Source organism: Parabacteroides goldsteinii (assembly GCF_020091425.1).
GTDB lineage: Bacteria > Bacteroidota > Bacteroidia > Bacteroidales > Tannerellaceae > Parabacteroides > Parabacteroides goldsteinii.
The window spans coordinates 6,881,399-6,902,189 of record NZ_CP081906.1 but is presented as its reverse complement, the minus strand read 5'-3'; the positions used below and the strand labels follow the sequence as shown (position 1 = coordinate 6,902,189).

21 protein-coding genes and 5 tRNA genes are annotated in these 20,791 nt (G+C 42.9%); 7 read left to right on the top strand and 19 right to left on the bottom strand.

The features are described from left to right. Window positions 1–15: 15 nt before the first annotated feature. From rpoB to K6V26_RS28345, 19 genes are all read right to left on the bottom strand, one after another. Window positions 16–3,828 (bottom strand): DNA-directed RNA polymerase subunit beta, encoded by a 3,813-nt coding sequence (rpoB, locus tag K6V26_RS28435; protein WP_010800482.1) that lies wholly within the window; start codon window positions 3,826–3,828, stop codon window positions 16–18. Between the two features lie 107 nt (window positions 3,829–3,935). Next, window positions 3,936–4,313 carry a 50S ribosomal protein L7/L12 gene (rplL, locus tag K6V26_RS28430; RefSeq protein WP_224264393.1) on the bottom strand — a complete coding sequence of 126 codons (378 nt, stop codon included), beginning with the start codon at window positions 4,311–4,313 and terminating at the stop codon, window positions 3,936–3,938. A 44-nt stretch (window positions 4,314–4,357) separates the two neighbouring features. After that, window positions 4,358–4,888, bottom strand: a complete 531-nt coding sequence (gene rplJ, locus K6V26_RS28425) for a 50S ribosomal protein L10 (RefSeq protein ID WP_007654179.1) — start codon at window positions 4,886–4,888, stop codon at window positions 4,358–4,360. A 17-nt stretch (window positions 4,889–4,905) separates the two neighbouring features. Further along, window positions 4,906–5,604 carry a 50S ribosomal protein L1 gene (rplA, locus tag K6V26_RS28420; RefSeq protein ID WP_128133171.1) on the bottom strand — a complete coding sequence of 233 codons (699 nt, stop codon included), beginning with the start codon at window positions 5,602–5,604 and terminating at the stop codon, window positions 4,906–4,908. A 15-nt stretch (window positions 5,605–5,619) separates the two neighbouring features. Next, the gene (gene rplK / locus K6V26_RS28415; protein ID WP_007654181.1) at window positions 5,620–6,063 is read right to left on the bottom strand and encodes a 50S ribosomal protein L11; all 444 of its coding nucleotides are present in this window, start codon (window positions 6,061–6,063) and stop codon (window positions 5,620–5,622) included. A 63-nt stretch (window positions 6,064–6,126) separates the two neighbouring features. Further along, window positions 6,127–6,669, bottom strand: a complete 543-nt coding sequence (gene nusG / locus K6V26_RS28410) for a transcription termination/antitermination protein NusG (protein ID WP_010800483.1) — start codon at window positions 6,667–6,669, stop codon at window positions 6,127–6,129. Between the two features lie 12 nt (window positions 6,670–6,681). Next, window positions 6,682–6,876, bottom strand: a complete 195-nt coding sequence (secE, locus tag K6V26_RS28405; RefSeq protein ID WP_007654183.1) for a preprotein translocase subunit SecE — start codon at window positions 6,874–6,876, stop codon at window positions 6,682–6,684. 19 nt (window positions 6,877–6,895) lie between these two features. Beyond that, a tRNA-Trp gene (locus tag K6V26_RS28400) sits at window positions 6,896–6,968 on the bottom strand. Window positions 6,969–7,015: 47 nt separating this feature from the next. Then, a complete protein-coding gene (gene tuf, locus K6V26_RS28395) occupies window positions 7,016–8,203 on the bottom strand; it encodes an elongation factor Tu (protein ID WP_128133172.1) in 1,188 nt (395 codons plus the stop codon). 51 nt (window positions 8,204–8,254) lie between these two features. Beyond that, window positions 8,255–8,326 (bottom strand) — tRNA-Thr (locus tag K6V26_RS28390). 11 nt (window positions 8,327–8,337) lie between these two features. Continuing rightward, window positions 8,338–8,410, bottom strand: a tRNA-Gly gene (locus K6V26_RS28385). A 51-nt stretch (window positions 8,411–8,461) separates the two neighbouring features. Next, a tRNA-Tyr gene (locus K6V26_RS28380) sits at window positions 8,462–8,544 on the bottom strand. A 22-nt stretch (window positions 8,545–8,566) separates the two neighbouring features. Beyond that, window positions 8,567–8,640: transfer RNA gene (locus K6V26_RS28375), tRNA-Thr, on the bottom strand. A 98-nt stretch (window positions 8,641–8,738) separates the two neighbouring features. Next, the gene (gene hpf, locus K6V26_RS28370) at window positions 8,739–9,038 is read right to left on the bottom strand and encodes a ribosome hibernation-promoting factor, HPF/YfiA family (RefSeq protein ID WP_007654185.1); all 300 of its coding nucleotides are present in this window, start codon (window positions 9,036–9,038) and stop codon (window positions 8,739–8,741) included. A gap of 2 nt (window positions 9,039–9,040) precedes the next feature. Continuing rightward, window positions 9,041–9,937: a tyrosine recombinase XerC gene (locus K6V26_RS28365; RefSeq protein WP_224264392.1), complete on the bottom strand. Its 897-nt coding sequence runs from the start codon at window positions 9,935–9,937 to the stop codon at window positions 9,041–9,043. A 73-nt stretch (window positions 9,938–10,010) separates the two neighbouring features. Next, complete coding sequence (rpsU, locus tag K6V26_RS28360; protein WP_007654191.1) at window positions 10,011–10,202, bottom strand: 30S ribosomal protein S21; 192 nt, start codon at window positions 10,200–10,202, stop codon at window positions 10,011–10,013. Window positions 10,203–10,962: 760 nt separating this feature from the next. Beyond that, on the bottom strand, window positions 10,963–12,009 hold the full coding sequence (gene mtnA, locus K6V26_RS28355) for an S-methyl-5-thioribose-1-phosphate isomerase (protein WP_195586572.1): 1,047 nt from the start codon (window positions 12,007–12,009) through the stop codon (window positions 10,963–10,965). Between the two features lie 6 nt (window positions 12,010–12,015). Further along, entirely contained in the window at window positions 12,016–12,894 is an 879-nt protein-coding gene (locus K6V26_RS28350; RefSeq protein WP_007654209.1) for a hypothetical protein, read from the bottom strand. Between the two features lie 39 nt (window positions 12,895–12,933). Then, window positions 12,934–13,788 (bottom strand): hypothetical protein, encoded by an 855-nt coding sequence (locus K6V26_RS28345; RefSeq protein WP_224264391.1) that lies wholly within the window; start codon window positions 13,786–13,788, stop codon window positions 12,934–12,936. Between the two features lie 479 nt (window positions 13,789–14,267). Here K6V26_RS28345 and K6V26_RS28340 point away from each other — a divergent pair, with 479 nt between their 5' ends. The 7 genes from K6V26_RS28340 (at window position 14,268) to K6V26_RS28310 (ending at window position 20,680) form a co-directional block, all read left to right on the top strand. After that, window positions 14,268–16,055 (top strand): aminopeptidase P family protein, encoded by a 1,788-nt coding sequence (locus K6V26_RS28340; RefSeq protein ID WP_224264390.1) that lies wholly within the window; start codon window positions 14,268–14,270, stop codon window positions 16,053–16,055. 20 nt (window positions 16,056–16,075) lie between these two features. After that, window positions 16,076–16,600, top strand: coding sequence for a gamma carbonic anhydrase family protein (locus K6V26_RS28335; RefSeq protein ID WP_195437589.1), 525 nt, complete (start codon window positions 16,076–16,078; stop codon window positions 16,598–16,600). Beyond that, the gene (locus tag K6V26_RS28330) at window positions 16,601–17,773 is read left to right on the top strand and encodes a serine hydrolase domain-containing protein (protein ID WP_122329227.1); all 1,173 of its coding nucleotides are present in this window, start codon (window positions 16,601–16,603) and stop codon (window positions 17,771–17,773) included. A gap of 21 nt (window positions 17,774–17,794) precedes the next feature. After that, on the top strand, window positions 17,795–18,910 hold the full coding sequence (locus K6V26_RS28325; protein ID WP_224264389.1) for a carbohydrate-binding family 9-like protein: 1,116 nt from the start codon (window positions 17,795–17,797) through the stop codon (window positions 18,908–18,910). Window positions 18,911–19,206: 296 nt separating this feature from the next. Next, complete coding sequence (locus K6V26_RS28320) at window positions 19,207–19,371, top strand: hypothetical protein (protein ID WP_165364512.1); 165 nt, start codon at window positions 19,207–19,209, stop codon at window positions 19,369–19,371. Between the two features lie 6 nt (window positions 19,372–19,377). Beyond that, window positions 19,378–20,028, top strand: coding sequence for an HAD family hydrolase (locus K6V26_RS28315; RefSeq protein WP_224264388.1), 651 nt, complete (start codon window positions 19,378–19,380; stop codon window positions 20,026–20,028). Window positions 20,029–20,116: 88 nt separating this feature from the next. After that, the gene (locus K6V26_RS28310) at window positions 20,117–20,680 is read left to right on the top strand and encodes a Crp/Fnr family transcriptional regulator (protein ID WP_224264387.1); all 564 of its coding nucleotides are present in this window, start codon (window positions 20,117–20,119) and stop codon (window positions 20,678–20,680) included. The last annotated feature ends 111 nt before the right edge of the window (window positions 20,681–20,791 follow it).

Genomic DNA, 20,791 nt, shown 5'->3' with positions numbered 1-20,791 from the left:
TATATTGTTGTTGAATTAATCCAGAGTAAAGCTTAAACCTAAACCTCTCAGCTCATGGAGCAATACATTCAGAGATTCCGGAATACCCGGTTGTGGCATCGGATCACCCTTCACAATTGCTTCGTAAGCTTTAGAACGTCCTACAACGTCGTCAGACTTAATTGTAAGAATTTCCTGAAGAACATGTGCGGCACCGAAGGCTTCCAGTGCCCAAACTTCCATTTCTCCGAAACGCTGACCACCAAACTGAGCTTTACCACCCAGAGGCTGTTGAGTAATCAAAGAGTACGGACCGATTGAACGGGCGTGCATCTTATCATCAACCATGTGACCCAGTTTCAGGAAGTACGTAACACCTACGGTTGCCGGCTGGTCGAAACGCTCACCGGTTCCACCATCGTACAGGTAAGATTTACCATACCGAGGAATACCAGCTTTGTCAGTCATCTCGTTCAGGTCATCCAGTGATGCACCGTCGAAAATCGGAGTAGCAAACTTCACTCCCATCGTTCTACCGGCCCAACCTAATACTGCTTCAAAAATCTGTCCCAGGTTCATACGGGAAGGCACACCCAGCGGGTTCAAGCAGATATCAACCGGAGTTCCGTCTTCCAGGAACGGCATATCTTCCTGACGAACGATCTTGGAAACAATACCTTTGTTACCGTGGCGACCGGCCATCTTATCACCTACCTGAATCTTACGTTTCTTAGCAATGTAAACCTTTGCCATCTGAACGATACCTGTCGGCAGTTCATCACCGATAGTAAGGTCGAATTTCTTACGTCTCAGTTCGGCATCCAGTTCTTTATATTTCTTCAGATAGTTCAGGATCACCTGCTTGATAAGTTCGTTCTTATCAGCATCGGCAGTCCATTTACTAACCTGAACAGCATTGTAATCCAGATCTTCCAAAGCCTTGCGACCAAACTTAGCGCCCTTCGCAATCACTTCAGTATTCATGTAGTCTTTAACACCCTGAGAAACTTTATTGTTAGTAAGCGTCAATAACTTTTCTACCAGTAAGTTCTTCAGGTCGGCCATCTTCATTTCGTATTCTTCATCCAACTTCGGAAGAATAGCCTTATCTGTCAATCTAGACTTACGTTTCTTAACAGCTTTAGAGAATAAAGCCGTATCGATAACAACACCACGAAGAGACGGAGTCGCTTTCAAAGAAGCATCTTTCACATCACCAGCCTTATCACCGAAGATTGCACGCAGCAATTTTTCTTCAGGAGAAGGATCCGATTCGCCCTTCGGAGTAATCTTACCGATCAGAATGTCACCCGGTTCGATACGGGCACCCACACGAACAATACCTCTTTCATCCAAATCTTTGGTAGCCTCTTCACTAACATTAGGGATATCGGATGTAAGCTCTTCCATACCACGTTTAGTTTCGCGCACTTCTAGGATATATTCATCCACGTGAACAGAAGTAAAGAAGTCCTCACGAACCATACGTTCGTTCAGTACGATAGCATCCTCATAGTTGTAACCTTTCCAAGGCATGTAAGCCACTTTCACGTTACGTCCCAAAGCAAGTTCACCCAGTTGAGTCGAATAACCCTCAGTCAGGATATCACCAGCCTCTACACGTTGGCCACGGTGACAAATCGGACGAAGGTCTACAGTCGTACTCTGGTTAGTCTTACGCCACTTCGGAATAACATAGGTCTTAACCGCATCTTCGAAGCTTACGAAATCTTCGTCTTCAGTACGGTCATATTTAATCTTGATACAAGTTGCATCAACAAAAACAACTTCACCGGCACGTTCTGCCATAATCTGAGTACGGGAGTCGCGAGCAACCTGTGCTTCGATACCTGTACCAACGATCGGAGCATCCGTACGCAACAAAGGAACTGCCTGGCGCATCATGTTAGATCCCATCAATGCACGGTTAGCATCATCATGTTCCAGGAACGGAATCAAAGAAGCTGCGATAGAAGCAATCTGCTGCGGAGCAACGTCCATCAAATCTACTTCTGAAGGCGGCACAACAGGGAAGTCTGCTTCAAAACGAGCTTTAACCCTTTCTAGAATAAACTTACCGTTTTCATCCAACGGAGCATTACCCTGTGCAATGGTCATTTCTTCTTCCTCTTCCGCTGTATAATATTGCAAAGAATCTTCTGAAAAATCTACCTTACCATCCACAACTTTACGATATGGGGTAGATATAAATCCCAGGTCATTGATTTTTGCATACACACAAAGAGAAGAGATCAAACCAATGTTCGGTCCTTCCGGTGTTTCAATCGGACAAAGACGGCCATAGTGTGTATAGTGAACGTCACGAACCTCGAATCCGGCACGCTCTCTTGACAAACCACCCGGTCCAAGGGCAGACAGACGACGTTTGTGAGTAATTTCAGCCAACGGGTTTGTCTGGTCCATAAACTGCGACAAAGCATTCGTTCCGAAGAAGGAGTTAACCACAGAAGAGATAGTCTTCGCGTTAATCAAATCGATCGGAGTAAATACTTCATTGTCGCGAACGTTCATACGCTCACGTACAGTACGTGACATACGAGCCAGACCGATACCGAACTGGTTGTATAACTGTTCACCTACAGTACGAACACGACGGTTACTTAAATGGTCGATATCATCCACGATCGCTTTTGAGTTAATCAATTCGATCAGATACTTGATGATCTCGATTATATCTTCTTTTGTCAAAACCTTAACATCATCACTGGTAGTAAGGTTCAACTTTTTATTAATCCTGTAACGGCCTACTTCACCTAAATCATAACGTTTTTCAGAGAAGAACAGGTTCTGTATAACTTCACGGGCACTTGCTTCGTCTGCAGGTTCTGCATTACGCAACTGACGGTAAATATATAATACAGCCTCTTTTTCAGAGTTACTGGGGTCTTTCTGAAGCGTATTATAGATGATTGCATAATCTGAAAGATTCTGGTCTTCACGATGTAACAATACATTTTGTGTACCAGATTCCAGAATTGCTTCAATACTGTCGCTATCCAACACCGATTCACGGTCGATGATAACGTCATTACGTTCAATAGAAACAACTTCGCCAGTATCTTCATCTACGAAATCTTCCACCCAGGTTTTCAATACACGGGCAGCCAGCTTACGACCGATCAGTTTCTTCAGGTTTGCTTTTGAAACTTTTACTTCTTCAGCCAGGTTAAAGATTTCAAGAATATCTTTATCGCTTTCAAAACCAATAGCTCTTAAAAGGGTAGTTACAGGTAATTTCTTTTTACGGTCGATATATGCATACATCACATTGTTAATGTCTGTTGCAAATTCGATCCATGAGCCTTTAAACGGAATGATACGTGCTGAATACAATTTCGTTCCGTTGGCATGTGTACTCTGACCAAAGAATACGCCCGGAGAACGATGTAACTGTGAAACAACAACACGCTCAGCACCATTTATCACAAAAGTACCGCGATCAGTCATATAAGGGATCGGGCCCAGATATACATCCTGGATAACCGTATCGAAATCCTCATGATCCGGGTCTGTACAATACAGTTTTAACTTTGCTTTTAAAGGCACACTATAGGTTAATCCGCGGGCAATACATTCATCTATGCAGTAACGGGGCGGATCGATATAGTAATCTAAGAACTCCAACACAAAGTTGTTTCTGGTATCTGCAATAGGGAAATTCTCTGCAAACACCTTATACAAACCCTCCTTCTTTCTCTTCTCAGGAGGTGTGTCAAGTTGAAGAAAGTCTTGGAATGACTTCAATTGAACTTCGAGAAAGTCCGGATACGGAAACTGATTCTTAATCGAAGCAAAATTAACTCTTTGGTTTTCAGCTGTTGAAGACATCTAGTAAGGAATTTATTGAACTTATTGAAATTATAGACACAAAAAGGTTAAGAATCTCCTTTTAGGGAGACTCTTAACCAAATCACCTGGAAACCAGGTTATAAATACTATTTAAGCTCAACTTCAGCTCCAGCTTCTTCCAACTGTTTCTTTAATCCTTCAGCGTCAGCTTTAGCGATTCCTTCTTTGATTGCGCTAGGTGCACCGTCAACTAAATCTTTAGCTTCTTTCAAACCAAGACCAGTTAATTCTTTTACTGCCTTAACAACAGCCAATTTATTAGCACCAGCTGCTTTCAAAATTACATCGAAAGAAGTCTTTTCTTCTTCTGCAGCAGCAGCGCCAGCAGCAGCAGGACCAGCAACAGCAACAGCTGCAGCAGCAGGTTCAATACCATATTCTTCTTTAAGGATTGTAGCCAGTTCGCTAACTTCTTTTACGGTCAGGTTTACTAATTGTTCTGCAAAAGCTTTCAAATCTGCCATTTTTGTATGATTTAAATGATTGTTTACTGTAAAATATTAAATAATTATCTTTCTTCCAAAGTCTTCAACAGACCATGGATAGTTTGTCCTGATGACTGAAGAGCAGAGATAACGTTCTTCGCCGGAGATTGCAACAATGCAATAACGTCGCCGATAAGTTCGTTTTTGCTCTTGATATTTACAAGGGCTTCCAGGTTTTCAGCACCGACATAGAAACTTTCCTGTACATAGGCAGCTTTCAATTCCGGTTTAGCCACTTCGCCTTTCTTGGCACCTTTAGTAAATTCTTTTATCAGACGAGCAGGAGCGTTAGCTGTCTGTGAAAACATAACAGCTGTATTGCCTTTCAAAGCAACCTGCAGCGGTGAGAAATCACCACCTACATTTTCCAGTGCTTTTTTAAGCAAGTTGTTCTTAACAACAACCAACTTGATTTCCTGTTTGAAACATTCTCTTCTCAATTTGCTTGTTTTCTCAGCATCCAATGCTTCGATATCAGTCAAATAGAAATTAGGATATTCCTTTACAGTTTCTGTAAGCTGGCTTATAACTATGCCTTTATCTTCCTTTTTCATTGTCCAACAATTTTAAATTAGTTTTCTTCAACTGATTTCGGGTCAATCTTAATACCCGCGCTCATTGTACTAGAAAGATAAATGCTCTTTATATATGTACCTTTAGCTGCAGACGGTTTCAACTTCAAAAGAGTTGAAATAAATTCCTTAGCGTTATCACGAATCTGATCGGCATTGAAAGATACCTTTCCGATTGATGTATGAACAATACCAGATTTGTCTACTTTAAAGTCGATCTTACCTTGCTTAACTTCCTTCACTGCGTTGCCGATTTCATTGGTAACCGTACCGCTCTTAGGGTTAGGCATCAAACCACGAGGGCCTAATACACGACCTAAAGCACCGATCTTACCCATGATAGAAGGCATAGTGATGATAACGTCAATATCAGTCCAACCACCTTTAATTTTGTCAATATACTCATCCAAGCCAACATAGTCAGCTCCAGCAGCAGTTGCTTCAGCTTCCTTGTCTGGTGTACATAATGCGAGAACCCTAACTTGTTTTCCTGTTCCGTGAGGCAATGAAACCACGCCTCTAACCATTTGATTGGCCTTACGGGGGTCAACTCCTAAACGAACATCCACATCTACAGATGCATCAAACTTAGTAGTAGTAATTTCTTTTACTAATGCCGATGCTTCTTTTAACGTATATGCTTTCCCAGCTTCAATCTTGCCCAAAGCCAACTTTTGATTTTTTGTCAGTTTACTCATTTCAATTGAAGTTTATTAATTATTACCCGGGAATGTCCCTTTAACAGTTATACCCATACTTCTAGCTGTTCCGGCAACCATTTTCATGGCAGCTTCAACAGTAAAACAGTTCAAGTCGACCAGTTTGTCTTCTGCAATAGTTTTTACCTGATCCCAAGAGATTTCTGCAATCTTCTTACGGTTCGGCTCAGCAGAACCACTCTTCTGTTTAGATGCTTCCAATAACTGGATAGCAACAGGAGGGGTTTTAACGACAAAGTCGAAAGACTTATCAGCATAGTAAGTAATTACCACAGGTAATATCTTACCAGCCTTGTCTTGGGTTCTGGCATTAAATTGCTTGCAAAACTCCATAATATTAATACCCTTAGAACCTAAGGCAGGTCCTACTGGGGGAGAAGGGTTTGCTGCTCCTCCTTTAATCTGCAATTTGATTTGTCCAGCAACTTCTTTAGCCATTTTTCTAAAATTTAGATATATAACATCAATAACAGAAAGAAAATACTTCTCGTAACAAAAGCATTACTCCTTCTCAACTTGCATATAACCCAACTCAAGCGGGGTTTTACGTCCGAAAACCTTCACCATCACTTTAAGTTTCTTTTTCTCGGCGTTGACTTCTTCGATTACACCCGTAAAACCGCTGAACGGTCCGAAGGTGATCTTAACACTCTCGCCAACATAAAATTGGACATCCAGTTCTTCCTGTTGATCCTGCAATTCGTCAACCGTACCTAAAATACGATTCACTTCAGAAGGACGCAACGGAACCGGGTTATCAGACCCGCCCAAAAATCCGATTACATTGGGAATGTTTCTTAATCGATGAGCGACTTCTCCGACTAATGCAGCTTCTACCAATACATAACCCGGCAAGTAAGCTCTTTCTTTCATCACTTTCTTACCATTACGCACCGTAAAAGTCTTCTCCGTAGGTATCAGAACCTGGTTGACATATTCACCCAGATCTGTGTTCTTCAACTCAGCCTCGAGATACTCTCTGACTTTATTCTCCTTACCACTGATGGCACGCAGAACATAAAATTTCTTTTGGATATCAGACATATCTAAAACTGATTAAAAGATTTTCTCGTAGAAGAAACGCATTACGCTTTCGAAGCCTAAGTCCACAACAAAGATTACTGCTGCAATTATAAGGGAAGCAAACATAACAACCACAGCACTATTGGAAAGCTCTGTTCTAGTAGGCCAAGAAACTTTATAAACAAGTTCGTTATAAGATTCCTTAATATAAGTAATTATCTTTTTCATCGAATCTATAGATTTTTAGCACGGAAGGAGAGGCTCGAACTCCCGACACCTGGTTTTGGAGACCAGTGCTCTACCAACTGAGCTACTTCCGTAAAATAGCCAGTCCTGTTACAGACTGGCTACATGATTTATGTATGAATTAGTTTTCTAATTCTGTAATCTGACCAGCACCTACTGTACGTCCACCTTCGCGGATTGCGAAACGAAGACCTACGTTACAAGCTACCGGGTAGATCAGTTCAACGTCGATTGTTACGTTATCACCAGGCATAACCATTTCAGTTCCTTCCGGAAGAGTAATTTCACCTGTTACGTCCAATGTACGGATATAGAACTGAGGACGATATTTGTTATGGAACGGAGTGTGACGACCACCTTCTTCTTTTTTCAGGATATAAACCTCAGCTTTGAAGCGAGAGTGTTCTTTAACCTGTCCCGGGTGACAGATAACCATACCACGTTTAATTTCGTTCTTATCGATACCACGAAGCAACAAACCTACGTTGTCACCAGCTTCACCCTGATCCAATAATTTGCGGAACATTTCCACACCTGTTACAACAGATTTCTTACCTGCTGCACCTAAACCGATAATCTGAATTTCTTCACCAACTTTCACAATACCTGTTTCGATACGACCTGTAGCAACAGTACCACGACCAGTGATAGAGAAGACGTCCTCAACCGGCATCAGGAATGGTTTATCAACTTCACGCGGAGGCAGCGGAATCCAAGTATCACAAGCTTCCATCAGCTCCATTACCTTATCTTCCCACTGAGCATCACCATTCAATGCACCCAAAGCTGAACCACGGATGATCGGAGTGTTGTCACCATCAAAATCATAGAATGAAAGTAATTCTCTCATTTCCATTTCAACTAATTCCAACATTTCTTCATCATCAACCATATCACATTTATTCAGGAAAACAACCAGTCTAGGAACGTTTACCTGACGAGCTAACAGGATGTGTTCACGAGTCTGAGGCATAGGACCATCAGTAGCAGCACAAACAATGATAGCACCGTCCATCTGAGCAGCACCAGTAACCATGTTCTTAACGTAGTCGGCGTGACCCGGACAGTCTACGTGAGCATAGTGACGATTTGCAGTCTGATACTCTACGTGAGAAGTGTTAATTGTAATACCTCTTTCTTTTTCTTCAGGAGCGTTGTCGATAGAATCGAATGAACGCAATTCTGAAAGACCTTTCTTTGCCAATACTGTTGTGATAGCAGCTGTCAAAGTTGTTTTACCGTGGTCAACGTGACCAATCGTACCAATGTTCACATGTGGTTTCGATCTGTCAAATTTCTCTTTTGCCATAACTTAATTGTTCTTTATTTGATTAATGATCATGTTCTAAATATCATCTTGAGCCGGTGCCGAGACTTGAACTCGGGACCTCTTCCTTACCAAGGAAGTGCTCTACCGCTGAGCTACACAGGCGAAATAAAAAGAGCGGAAGACGGGGCTCAAACCCGCGACCCTCAGCTTGGAAGGCTAATGCTCTATCAACTGAGCTACTTCCGCAATTTTAAATCTTTCACGAACCAATTCTCGCTTAGAATTGTTCCTTAGTAGTGGGCAGTGATGGATTCGAACCACCGAAGTCGAAAGACAGCTGAGTTACAGTCAGCCCCATTTGGCCACTCTGGTAACTGCCCATTTCAAATTTCAATTCTTTTGAGCCTCTTGTCGGATTCGAACCAACGACCCCGAGATTACAAATCACGTGCTCTGGCCAACTGAGCTAAAGAGGCAAACCTTCTTTCTAAAAGAAGCCGTTTCGTCAGGTAGGCGAAACGGCTGCAAATTTAGATATTATTTCTTACATACCAAATTTATCTACCGTTTTTTTTTATTTGGCTCTGATTTTTTCCTTGAATTTAACTAATTGCTTTTCCAAAGCTTCAACACATTCGTCAATTGACTCTTCAAAAGTGTCGTTTACCTTCTCCGCAAAGCAATCGCCATTCTTTATTTTTAAACGTACAGCAGCCTCTTTATTCTTAGCAGCTTCAGGCTTCACGACCTTTAATGTTACTTCTGCCAATATTATGCCGTCGAAGTATTGCTCCAACTTACTAACTTTCTTCTGAATAAACGCTTCTAACTGCGCTGTAGCGTCAAAATGGATTGCTTGAATTCTAATGTCCATAATTAACCTCCTTCTTTTTTAGCTCTAGGATGAGCATGATACACTTTTTTTAATTCCTCAAAGGTTGTATGTGTGTAAACGCTGGTTGAAGCCAAACTACTGTGTCCGAGCAACTCTTTCACAGCGTTCAACTCTGCTCCATTATTCAACATACTTGTTGCAAACGAATGTCTCAATACATGAGGGCTACGTTTCGCCAATGTTGGGATCTCCGACAGTTTCTTCTTTACTATAGTATATACGATACCTGCCGATAACTGCTCCCCGTTTTTTCTTACAAAAAACCATCCGCTCTCCGAACCAACTTCACGATTTCGAACTTCAGTGTATGCTTGTATCAAGTTCTTTAACCCTTCTGCAAATGGAATCAACCGCTGCTTGTTACGCTTACCTGTCACACGTATCTGCATCGCTCCGAAATCCACATCGGAATCTTGTATTCCGATCAATTCCGAACGGCGGATACCTGTATCATACAGCATTTCAAGTATCAGACGATCCCTTACACCTTCAAAATCCTCATCAAATCCATCTCCGTCCAACAACAACTCCATTTCCTTATCTCTTACAAAATAAGGCAACGGTTTCTTTGTCTTCGGTCCGGTTATTAACCTCAATGGATTCACAGAGATACCTCCCTGCTTCATAAGGAATTTAAAAAAAGACTTCAAAGAACTTAATTTCCGATTGACCGATACCGGAGAAATCTTCTCGTCCATTAAAGAAACGATCCAACTTCTGACTAAATCCGCATCGACATCTCCCGGAACAAATACGCTTTCCTTATTCAATTTCACATACTCTTCGAACTGACGCAAATCTTTCGAATAAGCCTCTATCGTATAATTGGAGTAATTCCTTTCATACCGAAGATAATCTAAAAATGAATCTATCAACATATCTACGTTGCATCAACTATTATGCAACGAAAATAGGAATAAGAATTCAATAAAACAAGCCTGACAGGATATTTTATTCTTCTACCTGCTGCAATTGCTGAACGTAAACCGCACGCATGTTTTGCTTTCTCTTTTCAACAGAGGGTTTTATAAAAGCCTGACGACTTCTCAGCTCTTTTACCACACCTGTCTTTTCGAACTTTCTTTTAAATTTCTTAAGCGCTTTTTCAATGTTTTCGCCTTCTTTCAATGGAACTACGATCATAATTTAATTTATTATATTGTTTTTAATTACATCCTCAAAATGGGCAGCAAAATTACTGATTCTTTCGTTATTAGCAAAACTTTCCGGAATTTATTTTCACGAAGCCTCCACAAAACAAGCTAAAATCCGATCCGTTATAACACTCTTTGTAGCAGCAAGACACATCATCTCTCCATAACCGCCTCCAGATCCTTTTCGCTTGTACTGGCATGATGGTCTCCCCACCCTATAACGTACATACCGATAGGGTATAAAGAATTGAATGCTACTTTACAGGGTATAACCTGCCGGGATATAGGGGAAAATCCATACGTATTCTTGGAAAAAAACGTACGATTTTTTTCCAACGGATAGGCGGTGAATGGGAAACGGGTAGGCATCCGTTTCCCATTCACCGCCTATTCATACATAAATATCTGTGTTTTTATGATTTTGGCGTCCCCCTTCATCTTTTGCCCCATACCCTTTGATTCTCTTCGTATATAGGTAGTGACGCTGCCTCTTTTTCCAGTGTCACCTTAAACACTGAGGTGACACCGCTTTTTATATTCGGAATCACCTGTATAAGCATTGAATATCATACTTCAATTATTCAAATAAAAGGGTGGATCTGAAAGTTGTAAAAACTTTTATGAGACTGTTTTTTTACTCTTGGCTTTTGAACAAATAGGAATGCCACACTCCATATCCTTATACTATTCAATCATACACAATGCTTATATGCTCGAACGATTTAAACGATTTATTTGCATATCTGATACTATGCCTCAAATCCTCCATTCGCCGGATTGAAAATTCCTTTTTCCGTAATAATTGCAGTAATTAATTCGTTAGGTGTTACATCAAAAGCCGGGTTAAATATTTTTACATCTTTCGGAGCCATACGATGCATATACCACATTTCTGTTACTTCAGCAGGATCCCGCTCTTCAATAACAATGGATTTACCATCGGGACATTGCATATCAATCGTAGAAGTAGGTCCCAAAACATAAAAAGGAATGCCATAATGCCGGGCAAGTATAGCAACGCCCGAAGTCCCGATCTTATTAGCGATATCGCCATTGGCAGCGATCCTGTCACAACCGACAATGACCGCCTGTACCCAACCCTTCTGCATAACAGACGAAGCCATATTATCGCAAATAAGCGTGACATCCACCCCGGCTCTGTTCAACTCGTATGCCGTCAGGCGAGCTCCCTGGAGCAGCGGGCGGGTTTCATCGGCAAAAACTTTAAAACCATATCCTCTCTCTTCTCCCAGGTAAACCGGAGCCAATGCCGTCCCATATTCAGATACGGCCAGATGACCTGCATTGCAATGGGTCAAAATCCCCATCCCCGGACGCAACAATGACAGGCAATGTTCCCCGATACGCCGGCAGGCAACCGCATCTTCCTCACGGATAGCCAGTGATTCCTTATGTAATAGTTCAACCAAAGCCGGTACTGTTTCCGAAGCATTTTCCAATACGACCTTTTCCATCCGGTTCAAAGCTGCGACCAGATTGACAGCCGTAGGCCGCGATCCCGCCAGATATTCTTTAACCTGACGAAACGCCGTATAGAATTCATCGAATGAGCCGGCCTCGATCTGCCTGCTACAAACATATATACCATAGGCCGCAGCAACACCGATTGCAGGTGCCCCGCGTACTTTCAACTTATAAATTGCATCCCAGATATCCTCAGCCGAAGTAAGTTCCAAATAACATTCTTCAGCCGGTAACCGGGTCTGGTCCAGAATCACGACTGCATTCTGGTCGTCGCTGAGACGGACGGTTTTCAGATCTGTAATATTCTTCATTGTCATTTAAAAATGAGGCATATCAAGCGAAGGAGTTTTCGTTGCCAGTAATATAACAGTAGTAAGCCCGGCAACACCAAGAGCAACAGATCCCCAAATCAATCCGGTACGTCTGCTCCGATAATCGCAGTTATAAAAAAAGTTTCCTTCTTCATTTCTCCAGGCCTGAAAGCTGGAAGGGGCCACATTTCCGGCTTTTATCAACTCCGACAAATAAAAAGACGTTTCATAATAAGAATAATGACGTTCCACTCCGTTTTCTCCCCCGGTAAAAAGCGCCAGATAACTTCTGAAACGTAAAGGACTGTTTCTCTCACTGAAAGTCTTCATCTTCAAGTTTGTCCGGCCACCGTTTGCCTTTTCAAACGGCTGATCGGTCAAATCTTCACGTGATACTATATCAAATACTAATTTATCTAATGTAAGATTGGAGGATTCTATCTGAGCACAAGGAGGTATAAACTCCACTCCTTTCGGAAGCTGTATCTCTCCGGAGAAACTGCCACGCGAACGGCTACTCACCGAACCATATTGCCGGTCCCAGTTATACGAACTTCCGTACGAAGAAGACTCCGTGACCCCTTCGACAGGAATGGCATCTTTATAATAGCTGGTTGCCTTACCGTTAACAATCAAAGCCGAACGCTGCCAGTCCACAAACAGAGGTTCATCCATTTTGTTTTGAACCGTCACCAATACCGGACCATCCTCTCCATGAAAGTTATAGATGATACACACACTATCGTTATCGATCACAAAATCTTTATTGACATCATAACGACCCGACCGGTCATTAGAAGCAAGCGTCGAATAGTAATAAGAAGAACAACTACTCAGACTCAACAACATCCCTGACAAACAAACCAAAAACATCCACTTCTTCATAACCTTCCATTTTTATATTATCCTCATTTCCTACCGCTATCAATAGTGATCAGGTGTCAGCGTCGACTCTATTACAATACCAGCAGCACCAATGGCTACGGCACCTACGATAATTCCGGCATCAGCGCCTTTTACCTTATGCACATAGAAAAAGTCTCCGGCCTGCTTTTTCCCGGCATCAAAAGAAGCTGGCGGCACATTCCCCGTCTTGATCAGCTGTGCAACATAGAAACTACTTTCATAAGAAGAATAGTTTTTCCCTCCGTTCTCCGGATTAGCCGTATATAAACTCAGATAACTCCTGAAAGACAAAGGACTATCATCCTCCGTAAACTTCTTCACTTTCACATTTACCACATCTGAATTGGACTTGGCAAATTTCTGTGTCGTATATGCCCCTTTGGGTATACGGTCGAACGGAAAATTCGTAAGTCTCAGAAGAGTAGATTCCACCTTTGACCTGGGAGGAATAAAACTGACACCTTTAGGCAAAGCTATCTGACCGGCAAATGAGCCGCTAGAATAAGCGTCTGTCGAACTATATCTTCTGCTCCAACTGAAACTGTCACCATATGAAGAAGATTCGGTTTGTCCCTGTATCGGGGCATTCTCCTGGTAATAGCTGGTTGCAACGTCGTCAATGATCAATGCAGAACGTTGCCAGTCAATAAACAGAGGCTCATCCATCTTATTATATACCGTGATAGATATAGGCGCATCTTCACCATAAAAACAGTAAGATATGCACACACTGTCATTTTCTATGACAAAATCTTTATCGTCATTTTTCTCTCCGACTGCATCATTCGACTCCAATACTGAATAATAGTAAGAAGAACATGAACTCATGCAAAACAGAGCCACTACACTCAAAACAAACAACATTCTTTTCATGATCATCCGATTAAGTAAAGTCCAACAAATATATTCTTTTTTATTTAAAATCTTCAACGTTTCCAGCTTTAAACGAATGCGACCCGCACTTTTCCGTATTAGCTTACCGAAGTTGCCTGTTTTAATGACATCCTGGTATATTTAAGACATTCCATCAATAAAAAACCCCTACTTCATATGTCTAAATTATACTTACCACAGATACAATCCTTCTTATCGTTTCAATTTTTTTCCGTTACATTTTTGTTTGTTGATAACTATCGGCAAGCTTGCGCATAATTATCGATAAGATTACCTACAATTGTCGACAAGTTTGCCCATAATTATCGGCAAACAATTTCATCGGCAAAAATTCAGACAGACATAACGATGATATTTAAAGAGGATCACAATGTTCCGGTATTTTCCAGGTGAAGAAAATGGTTTTCCCGATATTTTCTTAACTTTGCGAATAGTAACGTTGACTAAACAATAATGCGATGAAAACAAACATTCCGGAACGTATTGCCGCGCTTAGAGAGGCAATGAAAGAAAAGAATATAGATGCTTACATCATCCCCAGTTCAGACCCGCATCTGAGCGAATACCCTGCCAACCGTTGGAAATCACGCGAATGGATATCCGGTTTTGACGGTTCTGCCGGAACAGTGGTCGTAACAGCCGATAAAGCCGGGTTATGGACAGACTCTCGGTATTTCCTGCAGGCCGGTATCCAACTGGAAGGTTCAGGTATCGAACTATATAAAATGGCTTTGCCGGAAACTCCGACAATCCAGGAGTTTCTGCTTCATGAACTGGAAAGCGGACAAACCGTCGGAACCGACGGACAGACATACAGCGTAGCTGAAACGGCAATACTTGAAAAGGCCCTGCGCCGGAAAGAGATCAAACTGGAAACATCCTGCGATCTGATCGATCTGGTCTGGAAAGACCGGCCTGCCATCCCTGGTAATCCGCTGTTTGAAATGCCTGTCGAGTTAAGTGGAAAATCCGTCCGCGAAAAGCTGGATGAATTAAATAACATGCTTCGCAAGGAAGGAGCCGACAGCCTGATCCTCGCTGCTCTCGACGAAGTGGCCTGGACATTTAATATACGCGGAACAGACGTCGCTTACAATCCGGTGGTAATCAGTTATGCGTTTGTCTCGGAAGACGAAAGTGTGCTTTTTATCGACCCTAAAAAGATAACGGCAGAGTCTGCTGAAAACCTGAAAAAAGAGGGGGTTATACTGGCCGACTACACGATGATACAGAAATACCTGTCCCGGCTTCCGGAAAACAGCCGCGTATTCATCGACCCGGCAAAAACAAATATATCATTGTACAACGCCCTTCCCAAAGGTTGCACGATCATCGAAGGCATCACTCCCGCCAACCACCTGAAAAGTATCAAGAACGAAACAGAAATAAAAGGATTCCGCAATGCTGTGATAAAAGACGGTATTGCCCTGACCCGTTTCTACATCTGGCTGGAAAAGAAATTAGCAGCAGGAGAAAAAGTAACAGAACTTAGCGCATCAGCCATGCTGACGGCTTTACGTGCAGAACAGCCGCAATACATCATGGATAGTTTTGAGACCATCTGCGGATACGCCGCCCACGGAGCCATCGTGCATTATGCCGCCACGCCCGAGACCGATGTGGAAATAAAAGCAGACAGTATGCTTCTGATGGACTCCGGTGCCCAGTATCTGGACGGAACGACCGACATCACCCGTACAATAGCCCTGGGTGAACCGACCGAACAGATGAAAAAAGATTTTACCCGTGTGCTGAAAGGCACGATCGGGATTGCCAAATGCAAATTCCCGGCCGGAGCAAAGGGCGTTCAGTTGGATATCCTGGCCCGCAAAGCATTATGGGACGCCGGTATTAATTACCTGCACGGAACGGGACACGGAATCGGTCATTGCCTGAATGTACACGAAGGCCCGCAGAGTATCCGTATGGAAGCAAACCCCGTCCCACTGAAACCCGGCATGGTAATCAGTGATGAACCTGCCATGTACCGGACAGGCGAATATGGTATTCGGACAGAGAATATGGTTCTGGTCCGCGAAGACAGTGAAACGGAATATGGCAAATTTTACGGATTCGACACACTGACTTTATGCTACATCGACACCAAACTGATTGTTGTCCCCATGTTGTCAGTGAGAGAACACGCATGGATCAACAAATACCACCAAATGGTATACGACTTGTTAAGCCCTCATCTGAATGAAGATGAAAAAGCCTGGTTAAAAGAGAAAACAGCAGAAATCTGAAGAATTACAATTATATAAACATGGCAATAATAAAATCAGTAAGAGGTTTTACCCCGAAGATCGGTAAAGACACATTTTTAGCAGACAACGCCGCAATTATCGGCGATGTCGAAATTGGAGACGGTTGCAGCATCTGGTTCGGGACTGTCCTCCGCGGCGACGTAAACTCGATCCGCATCGGAAACGGTGTCAACATACAGGATGGTTCCGTACTACATACATTATATGAAAAGTCAACCATAGAGATTGGCGATGACGTTTCGGTGGGACACAACGTTACCATACACGGGGCTAAGATATCCAACGGTGCCCTGATCGGAATGGGATCGGTTGTCCTCGATCATGCCGTGATCGGTGAAGGAGCGATCGTAGCTGCCGGTTCAGTCGTACTGAGCAAGACGATTGTCGAACCGGGCAGTATCTATGCCGGCGTACCGGCTAAGTTCGTAAAGAAAGTAGACCCGGAACAGGCGAAAGAGATAAATCAGAAGATTGCTAAAAACTACCACATGTATTCAAGCTGGTATAAAGAAGATTCGGAATAAATGAAAAAAACAGGTTGGGCAATACTGCTGGCTCTATGTTGTATCGGAGGCTATCTGGTATTGCCCTCCAATTATTATCTGCGTCGTGCGCTGATTCATCTGCTCCCGAAGATCGACCAGTATCCGATCTTTGAAAACCGGACCATAGAAGCAGGAGCTCCACAAGCATGGATACAGTCTGAGGACTACAACAAACTCTCCATCCCCGAAAAATACCTGCCGGTATTTGATGAACTGGGAACGGTCGCTTTTGTCATTATCAAAGACAGTTCTTTACTTTTCGAACAATACTGGGAAGATTATTCCCCTAAATCGCACAGTAACTCGTTTTCCATGGCCAAAAGCATTGTTTCGCTAGCTATAGGATGTGCTATTGACGACGGATTCATCAAAAACGTAGATCAACCGGTCAGCGATTTCTATCCGGAATTTCAGGGATACAATGGAAAAGTGCTGACCCTCCGTCATCTGCTGACAATGAGTGCCGGTGTGGATTTCGACGAAGCCTACTCCTCCCCTTTCTCGCCTACCACGAAATTGTATTACGGGGATGACCTGGAAAAGATCGCTTTAGGCATGAAAGAAACGGAAGAGCCGGGCGTTAACTTTATCTACCAGAGCGGGGTGACACAACTACTTTCCCTCATTGTAGAAAAAGCGACCGGAGAAAACATCAGTTCGTACGTTTCAAGAAAATTATGGACTCCAATGAATGCGGAAGAAGATGCGCTCTGGAGCCTGGATAAAAAAGAGGGTATCGAAAAAGCATATTGCTGTTTCAACAGTAATGCCCGCGACTTCGCCCGTTTCGGACAACTAATCTTAAACAAAGGCAGCTGGAACGGCAGGCAACTGGTTTCCGAATCCTATATAACGGAAGCGACAACACCCGACACCAGCCTGACCTTCAAAGAGTATAATGAGACAAACCACTGTTACGGTTTCCAGTTCTGGCATCTTACCTATAAAGGCATGGAAATTCCTTATATGCGGGGAATTCTCGGCCAATATGTTTTTGCCATTCCGGAACTGAATGCCGTCGTCGTACGCCTGGGGCATAAACGCAGTGATACGCGTTCCGCCCAACATTATCCGGATGATATTGATACATGGTTGGGAGCAGCGGTGGAAATGATACAGGAATCAACTGAAAATCAGAATAAATCAGAATAAACATACTAAATTAAACAACAAATGAAGAAAACAGTTTTAACTGCGCCAATCGCAGCATTGTTACTCCTTTCTTGTGCAGAAGCGCCACAGGAGAAAGGGAAAGAGATCACTTACACGCCGCAGGCTGCTTACAATCCTCCGACGTATGTATGTTACAAGGCTCCGGCTCCGATCAAGATAGACGGCAAACTCTCTCCCGAAGAATGGGATGCGATTCCCTGGACTACCGACTTTGTCGATATCGAAGGAGACAAACGTCCTAAACCACTTCTGCAAACACGGGCAAAAATGACTTATGATGATAACGGTATGTACTTCGCCGTTCTGATGGAAGAACCACATGTATGGGGCACCATCACGGAACACGATGCCGTAATCTACCAGGATAACGATTTTGAAATATTCCTCAATCCGACAAACGATACGCATAACTATCTGGAATATGAAGTAAACTCACTGGGTACGGAATGGGATCTGTATCTGAGCAAACCTTACCGGGATAATCCGCAAGTCCTGAACAACTGGGAATTTGCCGGTATGAAATCGGCCGTTCATGTAGACGGGACTTTGAACAACCCGAAAGATACAGACAAATCATGGAGCGTGGAAGTTTTCATTCCCTGGTCTTCCATCTATCAGGTGGCGAGAGGAAAAGAAAAACCTGTACCCGGCGAACATATCCGTACGAACTTCTCACGTGTGGAATGGACAACGGATATACAGGACGGAAAATACGTAAAAGTCCCTATCAAAGGCGAAGATAAGATTCGTGAATACAACTGGGTATGGGCTCCGACAGGGGTAATCAATATTCATATGCCGGAATACTGGGGATTCGTACAGATATCCGATAAAGTGGCCGGAACTGGCGAAACACCATTCGTAACAGACCCGAATGATGAAGTTAAATGGCTTCTGCGTAACCTGTATTACCGTCAGAACGAATATGCTGCTACCTTCGGCGAATATGCACCATCTATAGCCGCCCTCAAACCGGAAGAATTATGCCCGGCAGAACAGGCCAAACAGATCAAACTGTTCAATACGCCTTCCATGTATGAAATCACATTGCCCGGAACAGACGGTAATGTATGGCATATCCGGCAGGACGGATTGGTTTGGGCTTCCAAGAAATAATTGAACCTACTTTTCCCTTGATGGAAAAGTAGCCAAAAGATCAAGGCTTAACCGGCTTCACTGCTACGGTGAAAGACTACGCTGTCGCCTCTGAACTCGCTACGCTCAAACAGCAGATGCTCCGAACGCTTCGTCTTTCCCCTTCGCGGACGTTCACCCGCTTAGGCCTTGACAAGAACGCTTTGCGTTCTTTTAGGATTGCCAATACTGTCTGTTAATAGGTATCAGTCTGTTATAGAAGGTCGGAATCGGCAACCCTAAAAGGAGGCTCCGCTTCCTCTGAAAGGCCTCATCTGGTGAGCGTAAAGCGAAGCATCCGGAGTGAGCGCCCGGAGGCTGTGCTGTTTGAGCGAAGCGAGTTCACAGACGACAGCGAACGCAGGAGGCTGAGTAGCGAGGCAGATGTAGCCTTGATCTTTTGGTTACTTTTCTATCAAGAGAAAAGTAACATTCAAATATGATAACAAATGAAACAATACAAATACCTCCTTTTTGATCTCGACGGTACAATTACCGATTCGGAAAGCGGGATTACCCGCTGCGTCGAATATGCACTGAACCATTTTGGCATTCAGGTAAACGATTTACGCGAATTATCACCGTTCATCGGTCCTCCTTTGATGGATTCATTCAAAGACTTTTACAATTTTACCGATGAACAGGCAACCATCGCCGTTGCCAAATACAGAGAAAGGTATGCTGTCAAGGGTATTCTGGAAAATGAGTTATATCCGGGAATTAAAGAATTGCTGGCACAAGTCCGACAAAACGGCAAAACCGTCATACTGGCCACATCCAAACCGGAAATATTCGCCAGACGCATTCTGGATTATTTTGAATTAAGCAGTTATTTTTCTTTCGTCGCAGGAAGTGGCCTGGATGGTTCGCTTCATACCAAAACGGATGTAATCAACTATATATTAGAGGAAAACAATATAACGGACCGAGATTCAGTCGTCATGATCGGCGACAGGAAACACGATATCATCGGTGCCAAAAACACAGGTATAGATTCTATCGGCGTTTTATACGGATTCGGAGATTACAAAGAACTATCGGAAGCCGGAGCGGATTACATAGCAGAAGATATTCCGGCACTCCGCAGATTACTTCTGTAGTTTTGCATTATTCTTCCGATTTTATTCACGTTTTCGGTGTTTTCCTCTTACTTTTGCATATGAAGGAAAGCAATTTAGGATTTGCCTTATGATGAATGTTATAGAAAAGATAAACTCTTCGTACCCCATTTCTGATGATACGATACGAACATTGAAAGAAAATGTGACTTTATGCCATTTCCCTAAAAAATATCAGTTGATAAAGGCAGATATGTTTTGCAAATCAGCCTATTTCATAGAGAAAGGAATGACCCGCTCTTTCTGGCTGGTAAACGGGGAAGAAATAACGACCTCCTTTTCTGACGAGGGGAGAATTGTATTCAGCATGGACGAATTATACTATAACAAACCCAGTGAAGAATTTGTGGAAACACTTGAAGACGTTGTTGCCTATAGAATATCACTGACCGATTTATTACGGCTGTTTGAGACAAATATTGAATTAGCCAATTGGGGAAGAGTCATTCATCAAAACGAATACAGACGATTGCACCGTTCACATAAAGAACACCTTACATTATCAGCCAAAGATAGATACGAAGAATTTAAACAGCAGTTTCCTCTGGTTTGCCAGCGAGCACAACTGGGATATATCGCTTCATATCTGGGAATAACGCTGTCGACGCTCAGCCGTCTCAGAGCTCAGAAATAATCTTTCCCTGGCAAAATTTGACGTAGGACAAATGTTAGGAAACAGAAGTTCTCTAATTTTGGGGCGTCATAGGCAACAGCTTACAATAATAATCTAAATTATAAATTTTAT